Genomic DNA, 15,717 nt, shown 5'->3' on the forward strand with positions numbered 1-15,717 from the left:
CTCCGTCATGACCCAGCAAAGCGACGCCCTGCTTCCCGTTCTCTCCAATGCCCTGGCCGATGGCGGCAAGGTGCACGACAGCGTGGTGCGCACGCTCGGCGGCTGGGTGCTGGGCGGCCGCTACCAGCCTGGCGAGACGCTCCCCCGCGAGGACGAGCTCGCCGCTTCCTTCGGTATCAGCCGCACGTCGGTGCGCGAAGCGATCAAGGTGCTATCGGCCAAGGGCCTCCTGGAGACGCGGCCGCGCGTCGGCGTCCGTGTGCGCCAGCGCGAGGAATGGCGCATGCTGGACCCGTCGGTGCTCTCCTGGCATCCGGATCTCAGCCACGACCGCGAACTGGTCGCAAGCCTCATGGAAGCCCGCCGCATCATCGAGCCGGCCGCCGCGGAACTGGCGGCGCGGCGCGGCAGCGCGGCCGATCTCGCCGGCATCGAGGCTGCCTATCTCGGCATGGAATCCTCCATCCCCCACGATCTCGATGCCTGCTGCGAGGCCGATCTCGCCTTCCATCGCGGCGTGATCGCGGCCAGCCACAACATCGTCCTGCGAAGCCTCATCGGCACCATCGAGACCGCCTTGAAGGCGACCTTCATGCTCACCACGAGCCTGATGGAAGATCAGGCTCGCACGCTGTCGGTGCACAAGGCGGTCCTCGATGCCATCCGCTATCGCGACACGGCGGGCGCCCGCGGCGCGATGAATCGCCTGCTGGACCTCGCGGCCGAGGATCTGGTGCGCAGTTGATCCGCGCGGGCTGCAATGCCCGGGTCACATCGGCCGGAATGCACAGGCCTCCTGGCCAGGGATCCCATTCCCAGAAGGGTGAACAGCGCTGGCGCGACCGGGTGACGGTGGTGCCGTCGTCCGTGGTGCTCGTCGCCTCCGTCGTCTTGCGGTTCATCGGCGTCGAGGCCTGGCTGTCGCTGCCGGCAGGCGGCACATAGCCGGGTTGACCGGTCATGGGAGGGCCGGCGGGAGCATGGTTGTAGAGGTAGTCGCGATCCTTGTCTGCCTGCCTCGCATTGGAAGCTGTGGCCATGCAATCCGCCATCGGCTGGGTGCCAGGCTGGAAACTTGGCGTCCCTTTCCGAGGCGGTGATGGGCGGTCGCGACCAGCATGATCTCCGCGCACAATATGGGCTTGCGGGACCGGGCCGCTGACATAGGATAAGAGGCGACTACGCAGAGCATCGGAGGCTCCGTGCCATGACTCCCTTCGCCGGCCGCTTCAAAGGGCGCAGCGTCGTCGTCACCGGCGGGGCGTCGGGCCTGGGCCTCGCCAGCGCCAAGCGGATCGCCGCCGAGGGCGGCAGGGTCATGATCTGGGACGTCGATGCAGGCCGTATCGGCGGTGCCAAGGCGCAGATCGGCCCGGGTACATTCGGCATCGTCGTTGATGTGACCAATCCGGCTGCCGTGGAGGCGGCGGCGAAGACATCGGAACAGCATCTGGGCCAGATCGACGTCCTCATCTGCTCGGCAGGCGTGGCCGGACGCAATGCCGCCGCCATCGACTACCCCATCGAGGAATGGAAGCGCATCTTCGACATCAACGTGCACGGGCTGTTCTATGCCAATCGCTATGTGGCGGCGATCATGAAGAAGCGCGGCTATGGCCGCATCGTCAATCTCGCCTCGATCGCCGGCAAGGAGGGTAATCCGACGGCCTCGGCCTATTCGGCATCGAAGGCGGCGGTGATCGGCTTCACCAAGGCGCTCGGCAAGGAACTGGCTAAAACCGGCGTCACCGCCAATGTCGTGGCGCCCGCGACGGTGGAGACACCCATCCTCAAGCAGATCGCGCAGCCGCATATCGACTACATGCTCTCCAAGATCCCGATGGGCCGGTTCGGCAAGGTCGACGAGGTCGTCGCCATGATCACCTGGCTCGCCAGCGAGGAGTGCTCCTTCGCAACCGGTGCCGTGTTCGACGCTTCGGGTGGACGCGCAACCTATTGAGCCGCGGCGACGTCAGGCCTGATGCCTGATCCAGCCCGCGACGGCGGCGTCCACCGCGGCCACGACCTGCCGCTTGACGTCGTCGCGCCCCTTGTCGCCTTCAATGGTTTCGATACGCGAGGACATGCGGAAGCCATAGGGAGGAGCCGGCGTGGCACCGCGCTCGATCCAATAGTCATCATAGTCGCTGAATTTGCGCTGGCGATTGTCCGCCGTGATCACATGCGTGGCATTCGCGACGGCATGCACCTCGCCAATGCCGATGTCGTAGGCGAAGGCTCGCAGGGCGAGCAGCACCGCGTCCTTCGGGCGCAGGCCATGCAGGCGCCGGGTTGCCGCGATGATCGCCGTCTTGGCTCCAGGGCTGCCCTGGAGGCCGCCGATGACGAGGATGGGGGAATTCTCCGCCACGCCGAGAAACACGCTCTTCTTGGCGAGGATCGCACCGGTGTCGATGTTCTGGAAGAAGACGACGAGTTCGCCTTCGCGAGGCATGGTCATGCGCGCCGAATTGCACAGGCCGATGCGGAAGTTGACGCCCTTCGACTTCAGGACGGCGAGGTCGCTGACGGTATTGGTATAGATCGCGGACAACAATTCGGGCCGGAAGATTCCGTCCATCATGGCGTGATGGCGGCACATCAGGGCAACCCGATGTCCGGGCGACAGTCCGCGCCTGCCGAAGTTGCGCAACGGGCGCGAGAGAACGGCCGTATTGGGTGCGCACCGCGCGTGGCGTTCGTAGATCTTGCCGATGAAGGCACTCCAGCGCATTGAGGCCACCGGCGACAGCAGCGAGCGGAGCAGCCAAATGCGTTCCGCCTGGCTGAAGCGCCGCGATGTCAGCAACTTTAGGGAATCCGCCACTGCTCCGAACGAAAAACGAGGTTCGGACAGGCTTTTTTCTGAAATTCCCAGCAATGCCATATCCATTTGGTTGAACTACAAACAGATGTCGACATGGCGATATATCAGGAAACTTATGACAGAATTATCTACTCGGGGGAGATCCAATATTTTGCCGGCGAAATTCTACCACCTATAGTTGAAGCTTACGCTGATACGCTCTTCCTCCGAGAAATTCACGGGCACTTCGTGGCGCAGCCAGCTCTCCCACAGCAATACCGTGCCGGCCTGGGGAACCTCATAGACGAAGGGTCGCTGCTCGTTGGATGCCTTGGTCTTGCGCGGTGGCGCCGCCATCATCAGGCCTAGCCGCGGGTCTTCCAGCTTCAAAGCGCTGGAGCCCTTGGGCGTGGCGACGTAGAAGGTGCCTGATATCACCGAACGCGGGTGGATGTGCGACGTGTGCACCCCCCCCTCTGGCAGGACGTTCACCCAGATGTCGTCGAGCTTGAGCTTTTCCTTGCCGAGATCGAATTCGAGTTCCCTGGCAAAGGCGGCGACATGGGCGTCGAGCGCCTTGACGAGTTTCTTGATAGCCGGGAATCGCCAGGGCAGATCGTTGAGCGAGGCATAGGAGGTGTAGCCAGGATAGCCGTTCTTCTCGCACCAGGCCTGGCCGGCCTCGTCGTCCTCGGCGAGAGAACGGCAGGTCGCTTCGATTTCCGCAATCGGAGCCTGCGCCTCGTCCAACTCGGCGCGATAGAGTTTCGTAACGAAAAGAGTCTTGATGTCAGCCATGGCGTGGCAGTGGCAGGGCGCGGGCTCGCCGTCAACCGGATTGTCCGCCTGGCATGCCCCCTTCCCTTCGAGGAGACTTTCGAGCCATACCTCTTTCCGCAGACACTCCCGGAGCACGGATCATGTGGCCCTTTCGACGCAAGCCCCTGCTGGATTCGGACACGGCGCGCTGGCATCTCGACAATTTCGCCTGGCTGGTCCGCAATCACGGGCAGCACTCCCGCTTCGCCGATGCGCAACTGGTGCTACCTTCGAAGGACTTTTTCGAGACCGACGACCAGAAGGGCCATGCGATGGCCCTCCGGCTGTTCGGCCAGGTCAAGGCTTATTGCGGCCTCGGCGAATCCGATATCGCGCTGGTGCAGACCGACAGCCCGCCCTCGCAGGCCGGCGGCCTTGTCATCAACCACGGCAAGCACGCGGCGGGCACCTATAGCTGGGGCTGGGGCCGGCAGGAGGCACCCCAGATCAGCTATGGCGCCAAGCTGCTCGACAATCCGCAGTCCTTCATCGCCACCATGGCGCATGAGCTCGCGCATCATCTGCTGGCCAAAAGCGCCGCCGAGACCCCGCCGGTCGACGCGGACGAAGACGAGCACCTCACCGACATCACCGCCGTTTATCTGGGCTTCGGCGTCTTTCTCGCCAATAGTGCCTTCAACATGCAGACTCATGCCGACGGCTGGAGCTATTCGCGACAAGGCTATCTGCCGGAGTCGGACCTCGTCTTCGCCCTCGCGATTTTCCTGAAGGTGAAGCAGATCTCACCCGGCCCGGCGTTCGCCTATCTCAAGGCCGATCTTGGCGCCATGCTCAGGCGGGCGTTGCGCGATCTCGATGCACATGCCAGCGAGATCGCAGCGATGCGGCTGTCGGATCCCGGTCTCCGCAAGCAAACGGGCCAGCACGTTACGGTTGTCACATAGTTGTCACGTAGAATAGGTGCCAGGCGCAAGGCTGCGGGAAACTACCGTTTCAGCCATCGGCACAAAAAAAGACGGCCGGGACGAACCCGGCCGTAGCTTGGACAAAGTCCAAAAGTCACCATCCAGAGGGGAACGTCAGAAGCTCAAGGTCGCCACCGGGAGGATGATGGCCCGAACGTCTGACAATCAGGAGAGTATATTTGCCGGCTCCTTGCCGCAATGCATTCTTTCACATGCCGGCCCTGCGTGCCGCGCATAGATGCAATTGCCGTGAAAAAACGCAGGAGCCTCGCCTAATAATTAATCACGCCGCTCCCGGGGGCAGCTACGGCGCACAAGCGCCGCGTAAAGCGGTTTATCGGCCTCAATAGGACCAGCGCTGAGCCTTGCTCACGAGGAAATCCCGGAGAACCTGGATGCGCGCCAGGTTCTTCATTTCCTCGGGATAGACGAAATAGGTTTCCAGCTGCGGCATTTCCGCATCGGTGAGCACCTGCACCAGCGGCGATTCGCGCCCCACCAGGTAGTCCGGCAGCACGGCGAGGCCCACACCTCTCTCGACCGCCGTCTTCACCCCGCCGAGATTGTTGATCTCGAACACCGGATCGCGCGGATCCTTGGGATCGCGCCCGGCCGTGTTCAACCAGTTGATCTCCTGGATGAAACTGCCGGCTGTGCCGCCGAAGGTGATGATGCGATGCCGGTCGATTTCGTCGATCGAGCGCGGCTGGCCGAAACGCTTGATATATTCGGGAGCGGCATAGATGTGAAAATGCACGGTGAACAGGCGACGCTGGATGAGATCGCCTTGTTCGGGCTGGCGCAGGCGCAGCGCCACGTCGGCCTCCCGCATGCCGAGATCCAGTTCCTGCTCGGTGAGCAGCATCTTCAGCCGGATGTCGGGATAAAGGTCGAGGAATTCGCCGATGCGCGGCGTCAACCAGTAGGTGCCGAGGCCGACAGTCGTGGTCAGCCGCAATTCCCCGTTCGGCCGCTCCCGGCTGTCGGTGAGTGCTCCCATGGCTGATTCGAGCTTCAGCATCACGTCCTGCGTGGTGCGAAACAGCATCTCGCCCTGCTCGGTGAGAATCAGGCCGCGCGCATGTCGATGGAACAGCGGCGTACGCAGGTCCCCTTCAAGCGCCGATACCTGGCGACTCACAGCCGATTGCGACAGCCCCAGCACGTCGCCGGCATGCGTAAAGCTGCCGGCTTCCGCAGCCGCATGAAAGACCTTGAGCTTATCCCAATCCATGAAGCCCCCAGTTCAACCCGCTCCCCTCAACTCCTGTTTGCGGAGAGTATATGATCATTGCAGAGAAGTTTGAAATGGGTGGCGAATTTACGGCGGAAAACGATTTATTCCGCCGCTTCCCTGTGGACTTCTTGGGCCGCGAGCCATTTCTCAGCTTCCAGGGCCGCCATGCAGCCCATGCCGGCCGCCGTGACGGCCTGACGATAGACGTCGTCGGCCACGTCGCCGGCAGCATAGACCCCGGGTACGGAGGTAGCCGTCGTCCCCGGAACGGTCTGAATATAACCGCCGTTCTTGAAGGCCAGTTGACCTGCGAAGAGCTCAGAGGCGGGCTTGTGCCCGATGGCGACGAACACGCCGTCGGTATCGTGGCGGGTCACCACGCCGGTCTCGACATTGCGCAGGTTCACATGGGTGACGCCCAGCGGCACCTCGCTGCCGGCGATCTCGTCCAGCACCGTGTTCCACACCACCTCGATATTGGGGTGCTTGAACAGGCGGTCCTGCAGGATCTTCTCGGCGCGGAAGTGGTCGCGGCGATGCACCACCGTGACCTTGGCGGCGATATTGGCCAGATAGAGCGCCTCCTCGACGGCCGTATTGCCGCCGCCGACTACGGTGACGTTGCGGCCACGGAAGAAGAAGCCGTCGCAGGTCGCGCAGGCCGAGACGCCGAAGCCGCGGAACTTCTCCTCGGACGGCATCTCCAGCCACTTGGCCTGGGCGCCGGTCGCGATGATGATCGCATCGGCCAGGTAGACGTCGCCGAGGTCGCCCTCCAGCCGGAAGGGACGCTGCGACAGATCGACCTTGGAGATATGATCGGACACCATGCCCGCGCCCATATGTTCGGCCTGCTTGCGCATCTCCTCCATCAGCCAGGGCCCCTGGATCACCGAGGAGAAGCCGGGATAGTTCTCGACGTCGGTGGTGATGGTGAGCTGGCCGCCGGGCTGGATGCCGGAAATCAGCAACGGGGAGAGATTGGCGCGCGCGGCATAGATGGCCGCCGTGTAGCCCGCCGGGCCCGAGCCGAGGATGATGAGCTTGGAATGACGGGTCGCCATATCGGTTCCAATCAATGTTGCGCAAGCGCGGATAGTCGCGCCAGGATCTCCTGCGCGATGAGGGGCGTTGAATCTATGGGTTGATAGGGGTGATTTTCAAGATGCCCTTCGAACTTCACCACAGCCCCGTGCTCCATCAGCCCCCCGATGAAGCGCAGGATCTTCTTCGGCACTCCCTTCGGCATGAAGACATGGATGGTCTTGCCCGTCGCCGCTGCCTCGCTGAGCATGTTGGTTGAATCGGCGCTCACCACGAAGGCATCGGCGAGTCCCAGCATCTCGGCATAGGGGTTGGTCCCCTCGCCTTCCCACATCCAGGCCTGCCGCCCCTCGAGCGCCGCCTCGATTCCCCGCTTCAGGCTCTGCGGCGTGCGCCGCGACGGCGTGACCATGACGCCGGCCCCGCTGCGGGCGAGTTCGCCCAGCGCCGCTGCAAAGGCTGCAATATCCTCCTCGTCGAAGGCGATGTCCTTCGACGGCCCCCCGGCCAGCACCGCCACGCGCGGCTGCGGCAGCGCGAGGAGTTCCGGCCGCGCCCTCACCCGCGCCGCCGCCAGCACAGCGGGGTTCTGCCGGTGGGGCGAGGTCAGCGTGGCCAGCACGTTGTCGCCACGCAGCCGGTCGTGCTCCGGCACCCAGATGAAATCGGCCGCTCCGGCCCCGGTGCGCGGATCCTTGAGGAAAACGGTGAGGGTGTCCGGCGAGTGCTTCTTGAGCCACCGCAGGTAGGCGACCGACCGCCGGCCGGAGGCGATGGCGACGTCGGGCCAGGGCGGAGCGAGTTGGGCGAGATCCGCAGGGTCCGGCGGCCCCCAGGGCATGGCCAGCGCGTAGAGGGCGCGAGGCGCGACGGTGCGCTGGACCACACGGCCGCCTGCCTCCGCGACCACGGCCTCGGCCACGCCGAGGCATTGCAGCGCATCCCCCGCCTTGCCGTCCGTAAGGGTCCAAATCAGTGCCATGCGGATGTCCCAGGAGCCCCACCGGAATCGGAGCAACGCTGGCCCTCGTCACGGTCCCGGCAGGTCCGGGCGGGACGAAAACCGCGCTCCTCCTTCGGCTGTCTCGCATCTTTCGAGGGAGCCTCATAACACACTCCGCGGCGGTGCGAATATGGCACGACGCAGCACCGCCATTTTTACTCCCGAAGCACAGTCAGAATAGCCTGCAAGACCCATGGCTATAGCCGTAAGTCATTGAGAAAGTCGGAGCTTTTTTGTCAATCATATTGAGAACACATTTCACCCTATAAACCGGTTTATCACCAACTACTGAGAGCTTGACTGAATGACGTCAAAGACGACGAACGCTACATTTTCTGCCGCTGTTATTACTTTGTTAACACTGACGGTTTCCGGTCATGCCGACTCGGTCGGAGTGGCCTCCTACTACGGCAAGGAAATGGGCGGTCGCCGCACTGCCAATGGCGAGCGCTTCAACCCGGCCGGCCTCACGGCCGCGCATCGTTCCCTTCCCTTCGGGACGAAGCTCCAGGTGACGAACCTCAAGAATGGCAAGAGCGTGGTTGTACGCGTCACGGATCGTGGCCCCTTCCGTCGCGGCCGCATGATCGACCTGTCCTATGGCGCCGCACGGGCCGTCGGCATGGTCAGCACCGGCACCGCCAAGGTGAAGATCGCGCGGCTTGAACCCCGGTAACGGGGTGGAAGCAGAAGACATGAATTGGGGCGGCTTCAGGGCCGCCCCTTTTTTCGTCCTGCATGGCTTATCTCAAACCATCTGAGAATTCCTCTACGGAACTACGGATCGCCTCCATTCACATTCCATTCATGCCGGTTGTGCACCTATGGCGCCACAACGCTTGGTTCTTCAGGAGGTATTATGCAGAAGACCTTGATCGCCGCGGCCCTGGCGCTCGCAGGCGCGCTCGCCGCTACGGCATCCGCAACCGCCATGCCGGTCGGTCCGTCGGCAGCGGAAAAATCCCCCTTTGTGCAGGACGTGCGCGACGGCTGCGGGCGCGGCTTCCGCCTCAATTCCTGGGGACGCTGCGTACCCGAGCGCCGCGTGGAGCCGCGCTACTACGACGACCGCTACGGCGGTCCGCGCTATCGCTGCGGACGCGGGTATCGCCCCAACCCCGTCGGCCGTTGCGTGCCGGACCGGGGCCCGCCCCGCTACGACGCACCCCGCTACGACCCGCCGCGTTATGACGGGCCGCGCTATCGCGACGACAATGGCTACCGGCGCAACGACTACGATCCCGGCGAATACTAGAGCGTTCTGTGTTTTGACGGAATCGGCAAACGCAAAGACGCCTCGAGAAACAAAGAGTTAGAGAAAAGCGGCGTTTCTACCTAAACGCGCTTTGCTCTAAGGCCGGGACGGCAAGGCGGTCCATCCCGGCATCGCTTGAGCCGATATAGAAACGCAAGGGCAGCCTCCAGGCTGCCCTTTTGCTTCCCGTGGCGCAGGCTCTCCTTTTACACGTCGATGGCCATCGTCGAGCCTATGCGCTGCCGCAGTTCGAATTTCTGGATCTTCCCCGTCGAGGTCTTGGGCAGGGTCTCGAACAGCACGGTCCTCGGCACCTTGAAGCGGGCCAGCCTTTCGCCGGCGAAGGCGATGAGTTCCTCGGCGGTCAGCGTGTGGCCATCCTTCAGTTCCACGAAGGCACAGGGCGTCTCGCCCCATTTCTCGTGCGGCTGCGCCACCACGGCAACGGCCAGCACGGCCGGATGCTGGTAGAGCACGTCCTCCACCTCGACGCTGGAGATGTTCTCTCCGCCCGATATGATGATGTCCTTGGCGCGGTCCTTGATCTTGATGTAGCCGTCGGGGGACAGCACCGCGAGGTCGCCGGTGTGAAACCAGCCGCCCGCGAAGGCCTTCTCGGTCGCTGTCTCATTCTTGAGATAGCCCTTCATGCAGATATTGCCGCGGAACATGATCTCGCCGATCGTCTCGCCGTCGGCCGGCACGGGCTGCATGGTGTCGGGATCGAACACGGTGGCGCCGGCCTCGAGGTGGTAGCGCACGCCCTGGCGCGCCCGCGCCACCGCCTGCTCGCGCGGGCTGAACGATTGCCACGCCGCCTGTTCAGCGCAAACCGTCGCCGGGCCGTAGACTTCGGTAAGGCCGTAGACATGCGTGATCTCGAAACCGATGGCCGCGGCCCGCGCCAGCATGGAAGAAGGCGGCGGCGCGCCGGCCACCATGCCCTTCACGGTCCAGTCGATCCCCTCCCGCAAGGCATCCGGCGCGTTGACGAGCAGCGAATGGACGATGGGCGCGCCGCAGTAATGCGTCACCCGCTCCTGCCGGATCAGGTCGAAGCAGGCCTTGGCATCGACCTTGCGCAGGCAGACGTTGACGCCCGCGCGCAACGCCACCGTCCACGGAAAGCACCAGCCGTTGCAGTGGAACATGGGCAGCGTCCACAGATAGACGCCATGCTTGGGCATGTCCCATTCGAGCACGTTGGAGATGGCGTTCACAGCCGCGCCCCGATGATGGTAGACTACGCCCTTGGGATTGCCCGTCGTCCCCGAGGTGTAATTCAGCGCGATGGCGTTCCATTCGTCGTCGGGGGTGTGCCAGCGATAGTCGGGATCGCCGGTGGCCAGCATGTCATCGTAGTCGATGGCGCCCGGAACGTCGGCCGGACCGGGGCCGAGCACGTCGTCGACGATGACGATCTCCACATCCGGCGCCTGGCGGGCGATCTGCCGGACGGTGTCGGCATACTCGCTGTCGGCGATCAGCATCCGCGCCTCGCCGTGCCGGATCATGAAGACGAGCGAACTGGCATCGAGCCGGGTGTTGAGGGCGTTCAGCACGGCGCCGGCCATGGGAATGCCGAAATGCGCCTCGACCATGGCGGGGGTGTTGGGCAGCAGCGCGGCCACCGTGTCCGACCTGCCGATGCCGCGCAATTGCAGGGCGCTCGCGAGCCGCCGCGTCCGCTCATAGGTCTGGGCCCAAGTGCGGCGGATCGGGCCATGCACCACGGCCAGCCGGTCGCCATGGACCTCGGCGGCGCGGGCGATGAAGTCGACCGGCGTAATGGGCGCATAGTTTGCGGCATTGCGACCCAGACCGGTTTCGTAATCGGTCGGCATGGAATCTCCCCCTGCGGATCTCGGCTTGTCGTTGCCGTTTGCCGGCAACTTTATCGTGAACCCCGGAGAATGAACACTCCTTGACCTAGCGCAAGCCCGGCCACGCTGTTCACAGGCGTGAACTTTACGGCGACCGCCTCACTCCCCCAAGTCGAACAGGCGGTCCTCGGGCTTTACGCCCTTCGGGATCTCGTAGCCCTGTCCGCCGAAGCGCAGGACATGGGAGCGGCCCGGCAGTGGTTTCGACGTGCTCTCGCAATCGGAGCCCGTGTCCCTGGTGGTCTCGGCCACCCTTTTCTCGTCGATGCGCAGGTCGCGATAACCGCCGCGGCCGGGCTGGCCGAGGGTGATGCTGCGACTGGTGGTCTCGCCGACGCCGTTGCAGTTGCCGTCGTTCTCGTTGGTGCTGACGCTGACGATCAGCCCGTCCAGGACGCGGACGAGCGTCGCGCCCTGCAGGGTGTAGAGCCGCAGCACCTCGTCGGCGTAGGGAAAGATGCGCGAGCTGCCTGAATGCGTGACCTTGACGCCGAAGGCGCGAAGGCCGGGCTTGAGGTCGTAGCGCGCGGTGTCGAGGCTGACGTCGTCGAACTGCACCGCATCCGCGAAGGCCATGCCCTCCTCCACCAGCCGGGCGACCGGCTCACCGGTGGCGGTATCCACCGCCATCACCTCGACGTCGCCCCTCACCTCGCCCTCGTTGGCCGGGGCCGCCTCGCTCAGCGGTACGGCGGCGAGGGTCAGTTCGGGACGGTACGGCCAAGTCTTGCATGCCACGGCCCGGGGATCGATACGCCGGACATAGGCGGAGCCCTTGACGGTGTAGCCGCCATCGGCCGCGACCGCGTCCGGATAGGCATGCTTGATCAGGGCCTCGGCGATGTCACAAGCGAAGGCCGGAAACGGGAGAAGCAGGAGCAGGGAAGCCAGAAGGGCGCGCATGGGCGATACCTGAGAGAAGACCGGCCGGTCTTTACCTGCGTTCGACTGCAATGCGTGTGCCGGAGAGCACCGATCGCGCCCGGCGAATTTCACCTTCGGATCGAATCGCGGGATCGTCTTTCCTGGCCACTGCGAAAGGGCGTCGAGGACGCCCCGGTTCGATCGAGACTCGAAACGCTTCAGGCCAGCCCGGCGCGGCGAGCCCCCTCCCTCATGGCGGCGAGCGCCGGCGGGTTGGTGACGGGATAGCTCCGCACGAAGACGTCCGCGCTGAGCTCCGGAAACTCCTTCGCTAGCCGGGCAGCGAGCTTCGCCGACTGCGCGGTCTCGTCCAGCATCGCATGGGCCATGGCCAGGAACAAAAGGGTGGGCGGTGAATCGGGCGGGGCCTGCCGCAGCGCGGTCACCGCCTCGCGGTAATACCCGGCCGCGAAGTTGCTGCGGCCGAGCATGCCGAAATACCAGGGCACATGTGGATTGAGGCGAATGGCCCGGCGCGCCAGTTCGCAGCCCCGCTCCGGATCGCCGACGACCAGCGCCAGGCTGCCGGCCAGCAGCGCCAGCGTATCCGCGTCATAGGGCGTCGCCGCGAGCACCCGCTCATATTCCAGCGCCGCGGCGGCTGGATCGCCGCGCAGGGCCGCGAGGTCGCCATGGAGGATGCGGGCATGGTTGTCTCCCGGATCCAGCGACAAGGCCCGGCGCAGGCAGTGCTCCCACTGGAGGATCGTCCGCTCCAGATCCGTCGAATGCCCGCCGCAGACTTCCGCCGCATGGGCGCAGCCCAGCTCCGTCCAGGCCCGCGACAGGCCGGGGTCGAGCTCCACCTGCGGACGTCGCCGCCGGCTATCGGCATCATTTCGAGGAAATGAAGCAGCGGCTGATCGACCAGGGCTATACGATCGTGCCGGACATCGGCGGTTAGTACGAAGCGCGGGACCGTCATTCCAGGCTCGCCGGCCGCCGGCTGCGGCCGGAATGACGTCGGGGCTCGATCGACATGGAGCGGTCTGGCGCCCCTCGCGCGTGCGGGAACAGCCTGCTGACAGGGCGCTGTCAGCAAGTTTCCCCAGTTGGGCCTTTTCCCCGGGCGTGACTCACCCCATTATCTGTGCATGTCCGATACGCCCAAGAAGCCCCGCACGCCGAAATCCAAGGCGGCGCGCCCGCCCCTGCCTTCGCTCGACGAGCATCTGAAGGCGCTGCTCAATCCCGGCCTCCTCAAGGAGGGCAAGTCGAGTCCGCCCCAAGGTTTCGGCGAAGCGCCGCAGGCCGGGTTCGACACGGGCGTCACCGGGCTCGATCCGGCGCTGGCTGCCAAGCTTGGCGTTCCCCTGGCGTCCGGCGGCGCGCAGATGGAAGGCAAGGCGGCGAAGCGCAAGAAGGCGAAGGACGAGCCCGAGCTCGATCCCGACGGGCTGGACAAGCTCGGCGGCTCCGCCGGCACCATCCAGGCGCTCAGCCATCTCCTGGAGACCGGCGATCCGCGCCTGATCGGCAAGCCGGTGTGGACACCGCATCGCCCCTCCCGCCCCGACAAGAGCGAGGGTGGCATCCGGCTCGACCTCGTCTCCGAATACCAGCCGGCCGGCGACCAGCCCACGGCCATCGCCGAACTGGTCGAGGGCCTGCAGGCCGATCACGAGCGCGACCAGGTGCTGCTCGGCGTCACCGGCTCCGGCAAGACCTTCACCATGGCGCAGGTGATCTCGCGCACCCAGCGCCCCGCCCTCATCCTGGCGCCCAACAAGACGCTGGCGGCGCAGCTCTATGGCGAGTTCAAGAGCTTCTTCCCCAACAACGCGGTGGAATACTTCGTCTCCTACTACGACTACTACCAGCCCGAGGCCTATGTGCCGCGCACGGACACCTATATCGAGAAGGAGTCCTCCATCAACGAGCAGATCGACCGCATGCGCCACTCGGCCACGCGCTCCCTGCTCGAGCGCGACGACGTCATCATCGTCGCCTCCGTCTCCTGCATCTACGGCATCGGCTCGGTGGAAACCTACACCGCCATGACCTTCGCCATGAGCGTGGGCGAGCGCGTGGAGCAGAAGCAGCTCATCGCCGACCTCGTCGCCCTGCAATACAAGCGCATCAGCAACGATTTCGCGCGCGGCACCTTCCGCGTGCGCGGCGACACCATCGAGCTCTTCCCCGCCCATTACGAGGATCGCGCCTGGCGCATCAACCTGTTCGGCGACGAGATCGAGAGCATCGCCGAGTTCGATCCCCTCACCGGCCAGAAGATCCAGGACCTGCAATTCGTCAAGGTCTACGCCAACTCGCATTACGTCACGCCGCGTCCGACGCTGAACCAAGCGATCAAGGGCATCAAGGACGAGCTGAAGGTGCGCCTGCAGCAGCTCTACACCGGCGGCCGCCTGCTGGAGGCGCAGCGCCTGGAGCAGCGCACCACCTTCGACCTGGAGATGCTGGAGGCCACCGGCTCCTGCGCCGGCATCGAGAACTATTCGCGCTGGCTCACCGGCCGCCAGCCGGGCGAGCCGCCGCCGACCCTGTTCGAGTACCTGCCCGACAACGCGATCGTCTTCACCGACGAGAGCCACGTCACGGTTCCGCAGATCGGCGCCATGTACAAGGGCGACTTCCGGCGCAAGGCGACGCTGGCCGAATACGGCTTCCGCCTCCCCTCCTGCCTCGACAACCGCCCGCTGCGCTTCGAGGAATGGGACGCCATGCGCCCGCAGACCGTGCATGTCTCCGCCACCCCCGGCAAATGGGAGCTGGAGCACACCGGCGGCGTCTTCGCCGAGCAGGTGATCCGCCCCACCGGACTGATCGATCCAGTATGCGAGATCCGCCCGGCCCGCACCCAGGTCGACGACCTCCTCGGCGAGGTGCAGGAGGTCGCGCGCAAGGGCTATCGCAGCCTCGTCACCGTGCTGACCAAGCGCATGGCCGAGGACCTCACCGAATACATGCACGACCACGGCGTGCGCGTGCGCTACATGCATTCGGATATCGACACCATCGAGCGCATCGAGATCATCCGCGACCTCCGGCTCGGCACCTTCGACGTGCTTGTCGGCATCAACCTGCTGCGCGAGGGCCTCGACATTCCCGAATGCGCCCTCGTCGCCATCCTCGACGCCGACAAGGAGGGTTTCCTGAGGTCGGAAACGTCGCTGGTGCAGACCATCGGCCGCGCCGCCCGCAATGTCGACGGGCGTGTACTTCTCTATGCCGACAACATGACCGGCTCGCTGGAGCGCGCCATCGCCGAGACCAACCGCCGCCGCGAGAAGCAGATGGCCTGGAACACCGCCAACGGCATCACGCCGGAAAGCGTGAAGCGTTCCATCGCCGACATCACCAACTCCGTCTACGAGCGCGACCGCGTCACCGTCGACAAGGGCCTGGCCGACAACGTCTCGACCATCGGCCATAATTTCGAGGCCGTGGTCGCCGACCTCGAAAAGCGCATGCGCGACGCCGCCGCCGACCTGCGCTTCGAGGAAGCGGCCAGGCTACGCGACGAACTCAAGCGCCTGCGCGAGACGGAAATGGCCGTGGCGGACGACGGGGCTGCCAGGCAGGTCAACGTGCGTGCGAAGGCTGGGGCCTATGCGGGGCCAAAGGCGTATGGCGATGCCGCGAACCTGCCGAGGACAAGGGCGGCCAAGCCGGGGCTGGACTCGATGGGGCCTGGCACGGATCGGGAGGTGCCGCTGGGGGCGGAGGCAAGGAGGAAGGGCGGTGGGAAGCCTGGGCGGGGTTGGAAGCGGTAGACCTTAACATAAACGCAAGGGGATTTTGGGTTCCTACATATGCTGTAGGCTGCTTTGCCTCAGGCAGACTTTAGCGCTACATTTAA

At 64.8% G+C, this 15,717-nt stretch carries 15 protein-coding genes; 7 read left to right on the forward strand and 8 right to left on the reverse strand.

Annotation, left to right across the window (positions count from 1 at the left end; translation table 11 throughout):
* Nucleotides 1-7 precede the first annotated feature (7 nt).
* The 3 genes from AC6H34_RS00610 to AC6H34_RS00620 all read left to right on the forward strand — a co-directional run bounded on the left by AC6H34_RS00610 (nucleotide 8) and on the right by AC6H34_RS00620 (nucleotide 1,960).
* Nucleotides 8-745, forward strand: a complete 738-nt coding sequence (locus AC6H34_RS00610; protein WP_448146650.1) for a FadR/GntR family transcriptional regulator — start codon at nucleotides 8-10, stop codon at nucleotides 743-745.
* 38 nt (nucleotides 746-783) lie between these two features.
* On the forward strand, nucleotides 784-945 hold the full coding sequence (locus AC6H34_RS00615) for a hypothetical protein (protein ID WP_448146649.1): 162 nt from the start codon (nucleotides 784-786) through the stop codon (nucleotides 943-945).
* Between the two features lie 262 nt (nucleotides 946-1,207).
* Nucleotides 1,208-1,960 carry an SDR family NAD(P)-dependent oxidoreductase gene (locus AC6H34_RS00620; protein ID WP_497537577.1) on the forward strand — a complete coding sequence of 251 codons (753 nt, stop codon included), beginning with the start codon at nucleotides 1,208-1,210 and terminating at the stop codon, nucleotides 1,958-1,960.
* Between the two features lie 12 nt (nucleotides 1,961-1,972).
* Here AC6H34_RS00620 and AC6H34_RS00625 read toward each other — a convergent pair whose 3' ends face one another.
* Nucleotides 1,973-2,809 (reverse strand): DUF535 family protein, encoded by an 837-nt coding sequence (locus AC6H34_RS00625; RefSeq protein ID WP_448146647.1) that lies wholly within the window; start codon nucleotides 2,807-2,809, stop codon nucleotides 1,973-1,975.
* Nucleotides 2,810-2,992: 183 nt separating this feature from the next.
* A complete protein-coding gene (locus tag AC6H34_RS00630; RefSeq protein WP_448146646.1) occupies nucleotides 2,993-3,604 on the reverse strand; it encodes a TIGR02466 family protein in 612 nt (203 codons plus the stop codon).
* A 122-nt stretch (nucleotides 3,605-3,726) separates the two neighbouring features.
* Between AC6H34_RS00630 and AC6H34_RS00635 the strand changes: the two genes are divergently transcribed.
* The gene (locus AC6H34_RS00635; protein ID WP_448146645.1) at nucleotides 3,727-4,530 is read left to right on the forward strand and encodes a hypothetical protein; all 804 of its coding nucleotides are present in this window, start codon (nucleotides 3,727-3,729) and stop codon (nucleotides 4,528-4,530) included.
* Between the two features lie 364 nt (nucleotides 4,531-4,894).
* On the opposite strand, the gene AC6H34_RS00640 is transcribed toward AC6H34_RS00635, so the two are convergent.
* The 3 genes from AC6H34_RS00640 to AC6H34_RS00650 all read right to left on the reverse strand — a co-directional run bounded on the left by AC6H34_RS00640 (nucleotide 4,895) and on the right by AC6H34_RS00650 (nucleotide 7,814).
* Entirely contained in the window at nucleotides 4,895-5,785 is an 891-nt protein-coding gene (locus AC6H34_RS00640; protein WP_448146644.1) for a LysR family transcriptional regulator, read from the reverse strand.
* Nucleotides 5,786-5,889: 104 nt separating this feature from the next.
* Nucleotides 5,890-6,852 (reverse strand): thioredoxin-disulfide reductase, encoded by a 963-nt coding sequence (gene trxB / locus AC6H34_RS00645; protein WP_448146643.1) that lies wholly within the window; start codon nucleotides 6,850-6,852, stop codon nucleotides 5,890-5,892.
* A gap of 11 nt (nucleotides 6,853-6,863) precedes the next feature.
* Entirely contained in the window at nucleotides 6,864-7,814 is a 951-nt protein-coding gene (locus tag AC6H34_RS00650; RefSeq protein WP_497537578.1) for a mitochondrial fission ELM1 family protein, read from the reverse strand.
* A 325-nt stretch (nucleotides 7,815-8,139) separates the two neighbouring features.
* On the opposite strand from AC6H34_RS00650, the gene AC6H34_RS00655 reads away from it, so the two are divergent.
* Both AC6H34_RS00655 and AC6H34_RS00660 read left to right on the forward strand, forming a co-directional pair.
* On the forward strand, nucleotides 8,140-8,511 hold the full coding sequence (locus AC6H34_RS00655; protein WP_497537579.1) for a septal ring lytic transglycosylase RlpA family protein: 372 nt from the start codon (nucleotides 8,140-8,142) through the stop codon (nucleotides 8,509-8,511).
* A gap of 183 nt (nucleotides 8,512-8,694) precedes the next feature.
* Nucleotides 8,695-9,090 (forward strand): GCG_CRPN prefix-to-repeats domain-containing protein, encoded by a 396-nt coding sequence (locus AC6H34_RS00660; protein ID WP_448146640.1) that lies wholly within the window; start codon nucleotides 8,695-8,697, stop codon nucleotides 9,088-9,090.
* A gap of 206 nt (nucleotides 9,091-9,296) precedes the next feature.
* Here the strand turns inward: AC6H34_RS00660 and AC6H34_RS00665 are convergent, their stop codons facing one another.
* The 3 genes from AC6H34_RS00665 to AC6H34_RS00675 form a co-directional block, all read right to left on the reverse strand.
* A complete protein-coding gene (locus tag AC6H34_RS00665; RefSeq protein WP_448146639.1) occupies nucleotides 9,297-10,934 on the reverse strand; it encodes an acyl-CoA synthetase in 1,638 nt (545 codons plus the stop codon).
* A gap of 138 nt (nucleotides 10,935-11,072) precedes the next feature.
* Nucleotides 11,073-11,876 (reverse strand): PA3715 family protein, encoded by an 804-nt coding sequence (locus tag AC6H34_RS00670; RefSeq protein WP_497537580.1) that lies wholly within the window; start codon nucleotides 11,874-11,876, stop codon nucleotides 11,073-11,075.
* Nucleotides 11,877-12,055: 179 nt separating this feature from the next.
* Nucleotides 12,056-12,703 carry a tetratricopeptide repeat protein gene (locus tag AC6H34_RS00675; protein ID WP_497537581.1) on the reverse strand — a complete coding sequence of 216 codons (648 nt, stop codon included), beginning with the start codon at nucleotides 12,701-12,703 and terminating at the stop codon, nucleotides 12,056-12,058.
* Between the two features lie 288 nt (nucleotides 12,704-12,991).
* Here AC6H34_RS00675 and uvrB point away from each other — a divergent pair, with 288 nt between their 5' ends.
* Nucleotides 12,992-15,631: an excinuclease ABC subunit UvrB gene (gene uvrB / locus AC6H34_RS00680; protein ID WP_497537582.1), complete on the forward strand. Its 2,640-nt coding sequence runs from the start codon at nucleotides 12,992-12,994 to the stop codon at nucleotides 15,629-15,631.
* Nucleotides 15,632-15,717 lie beyond the last annotated feature (86 nt).

It is taken from the genome of Labrys sp. ALF-8 (assembly GCF_059699065.1).

Bases quoted from the DNA above. Each gene is read 5' to 3' on its own strand.
- AC6H34_RS00610 (WP_448146650.1), top strand. From the start codon at position 8: ATGACCCAGCAAAGCGACGCCCTGCTTCCCGTTCTCTCCAATGCCCTG.
- AC6H34_RS00615 (WP_448146649.1), top strand. From the start codon at position 784: ATGCACAGGCCTCCTGGCCAGGGATCCCATTCCCAGAAGGGTGAACAG.
- AC6H34_RS00620 (WP_497537577.1), top strand. From the start codon at position 1,208: ATGACTCCCTTCGCCGGCCGCTTCAAAGGGCGCAGCGTCGTCGTCACC.
- AC6H34_RS00630 (WP_448146646.1), bottom strand. From the start codon at position 3,604: ATGGCTGACATCAAGACTCTTTTCGTTACGAAACTCTATCGCGCCGAG.
- AC6H34_RS00635 (WP_448146645.1), top strand. From the start codon at position 3,727: ATGTGGCCCTTTCGACGCAAGCCCCTGCTGGATTCGGACACGGCGCGC.
- AC6H34_RS00640 (WP_448146644.1), bottom strand. From the start codon at position 5,785: ATGGATTGGGATAAGCTCAAGGTCTTTCATGCGGCTGCGGAAGCCGGC.
- trxB (WP_448146643.1), bottom strand. From the start codon at position 6,852: ATGGCGACCCGTCATTCCAAGCTCATCATCCTCGGCTCGGGCCCGGCG.
- AC6H34_RS00650 (WP_497537578.1), bottom strand. From the start codon at position 7,814: ATGGCACTGATTTGGACCCTTACGGACGGCAAGGCGGGGGATGCGCTG.
- AC6H34_RS00655 (WP_497537579.1), top strand. From the start codon at position 8,140: ATGACGTCAAAGACGACGAACGCTACATTTTCTGCCGCTGTTATTACT.
- AC6H34_RS00660 (WP_448146640.1), top strand. From the start codon at position 8,695: ATGCAGAAGACCTTGATCGCCGCGGCCCTGGCGCTCGCAGGCGCGCTC.
- AC6H34_RS00665 (WP_448146639.1), bottom strand. From the start codon at position 10,934: ATGCCGACCGATTACGAAACCGGTCTGGGTCGCAATGCCGCAAACTAT.
- AC6H34_RS00670 (WP_497537580.1), bottom strand. From the start codon at position 11,876: ATGCGCGCCCTTCTGGCTTCCCTGCTCCTGCTTCTCCCGTTTCCGGCC.
- uvrB (WP_497537582.1), top strand. From the start codon at position 12,992: ATGTCCGATACGCCCAAGAAGCCCCGCACGCCGAAATCCAAGGCGGCG.